The sequence below is a fragment of the Nonomuraea sp. NPDC049784 genome (assembly GCF_040659615.1).
In the GTDB taxonomy this organism is placed as follows: Bacteria; Actinomycetota; Actinomycetes; order Streptosporangiales; family Streptosporangiaceae; genus Nonomuraea.
In genome coordinates, this window is record NZ_JBFAMX010000995.1 from 1 (window position 1) to 2,463 (window position 2,463).

The 2,463-nt window shown below is 74.4% G+C and carries 1 protein-coding gene; it reads right to left on the minus strand.

The annotated features are described in order from the left end of the window. On the minus strand, nucleotides 1-2,463 hold a 2,463-nt coding region (locus AB0J09_RS62265), incomplete at both ends, for a condensation domain-containing protein (protein ID WP_360713580.1).

Genomic DNA, 2,463 nt, shown 5'->3' on the forward strand with positions numbered 1-2,463 from the left:
GCTCCGGGCGGTGTGGGAGCGCCGTGGTGGTCGAGGATCTTGATCGGGGTCGCGTGCACCGGGCGGCCGATCGGGGGATGCGGGTCCCCGCCTGTCAGCTCGGCCGCCGTGGCGATGATCGTCGTCTCGGTGGGGCCGTACGTGTTGACCAGGCGCACCCGGTCGCCGAAGCGGTCACGCCAGCGGGCCACCGCCTCCGCGCGCACCTGCTCGCCGCCGAGGATCACCAGGCGGAGCCGTTCCGGCCAGGCGATCTCGTCGATCAGGTCGACCAGGTGATGGAAGTAGGCGGTGGGCAGGTCGAGCACGGTGATGCCGGGCCGGCGGGCGAGGAGGTCGGGCAGGGTGGCGCCGCCGCCCGGCAGCAACTCGACCGTGGCGCCCGCCGCCAGCGCCGGGTAGACCTCCTCGGCGTGGGTGTCGAAGCTGAGGGACGCGAGCTGGACGACGCGGTCGCCGGGGCGCAGGCCGTACGCGCTGCGCATCCACCTGACCCGCTCGGCCAGCCCGGCGTGCTCGACGGCGACGCCCTTGGGGGTGCCGGTGGAGCCCGAGGTGTAGATCACATATGCCAGACCGGGCCGGGCCTCGTCCCGCTCGCCGGGCTCGATCCTGAGCCCGTCCGTGACGGTGAAGGATGTTCCGGCGGCCATGGCGCGCAGGCGCTCCGGCGGGTACTCCGGGTCCAGCGGCACGTACGCGGCCCCCGCTCGCCAGATCGCCAGCATGGCCACGACCGCGTCGATCGAGCGCCCCATCCGGAGCCCGGCCAGGTCCCCTTCGCGTACGCCCCGTTCCGCCAGGTCCGCGGCCAGCCGCGCCACCCGCCGCTCCAGCCCGGCGTACGTCACCGTCTCGGCGCCGCAGCTCACGGCCACCTCGCCGGGATGCGCCGTCACCGACTCGGCGATCAGCCCGAGCACCGTGCCCGCCTCCGGCTCGGAGACAGGGCGATCCACCGACGCGAGCAAGGCCTCGTCGGTGGGCGTGAGCACCGGCAGGCGCGACAGCGGCACCCGCCGGTTCCCCGCGTCGGCCACCCCCCGCAGCACGACCACGAACCGCTCGGCCAGCTCCGCCACCGTCTTCGCGTCGAACAACCCCGCGTCATACCCGAACGCCACCCGCAACCGCCCGGGCGACCGCCACGCCTCCACGGTCAGGTCGAACTTGGCCTGCCGGTACCCGTCGTCGAAGAACGACATCCGCACCGGGCCGAGGCGGTCGCGTTCGCCGTCGGCGGTCTGGCTGTTCAGGGTGAACAGGGTTTGGAACATCGGCTTCCTCGACAGGTCCCGCTCGACGTCCAGCTCCGCCAGCAGCTGCTCGAACGGCACATCGTGATGAGCCATCGCCTCCAGGACCGTCCCGCGCGTCCTGGCCAGCAGCTCCTCCACCGTCGGATCGCCCGACAGGTCGCCGCGCAGCACCAGCGTGGTGCTGAGGTATCCGATGAGCGGCTCCAGCTCCACCCGGTCCCGGCCCGCCGTCGGCGACCCGACCAGCACGTCGTCCTGCCCCGTGTGCCGGGACAGCAGGATCTGGTACGCCGCCAGGAGCACCATGAACAACGTCACCCGATGCCCGCGCGCCGTCTTCTCCAGCGCCGCGAGCAGGTCGCCCGGCACCTCGATCACGTGGAAGTCGCCCCGCGTCGCCCCCGGCCGATGCGGCCGGTCCGTGTGCAGCTCCAGCGTGGGCGGGCCGGCGAGCCGCGCCCGCCAGTAGTCGAGCGCCGTGCTCCGGTCCTGCTCCCGCTGCCATCCGGCGACGTCCCCGTGCTGTACCGCCAGCGGCGGCAGCTCGGCCGACGCGTACAGCGCGGCCAGGTCGTCCAGGAACACCGTGATCGACCAGCCGTCGGCCACGATGTGGTGCAGCACGACGCAGAGCACGTGGTCGCCGGCCGCGAGCCGGACCAGCGTGACGCGCAGCGGCGGCGCGGCGCCCAGGTCGAGAGGGGCGTTCGTGCGGGCGGCGACCAGGGCACGTGCCTCGGCCTCGCCCCGGGCGGCCAGCCGCTCGATCGTGACGGGCGCGGGCCGCTCGACGACGGCCACCGGCCGCCCGTCCACCTCGGGGAACCGGGTCCGCAGCGACTCGTGCCTGGCGACCAGCCCGGTCAGCGCCCGCCCCAGCGCCACCTCGTCCAGCGGGCCCTGGAGCCTGCGCACGATGTACATGTTGTACGAGGCGTCGGAGGGATCCAGGCGGTGCAGGAACCACAGGCGTTCCTGGGCGGGGGAGAGCGGCGGCAGCGTCCCGGCCGGGCGGGGCACGAGGGGGCTGCCCTGCTCGCCCGCCAGGTCCTCCAGCGTCGCGGCGAACCCGGCCACCGTCGGATGGGTGAACAGCTCCCGCAGCGGCGCCGTGGTCCCCGCCGCCGCCAGCCGGGCGATGACCCGGGTGGCCAGCAAGGAGTGGCCGCCGAGGGCGAAGAAGTCGTCGTCCGCGCCGAGCTCG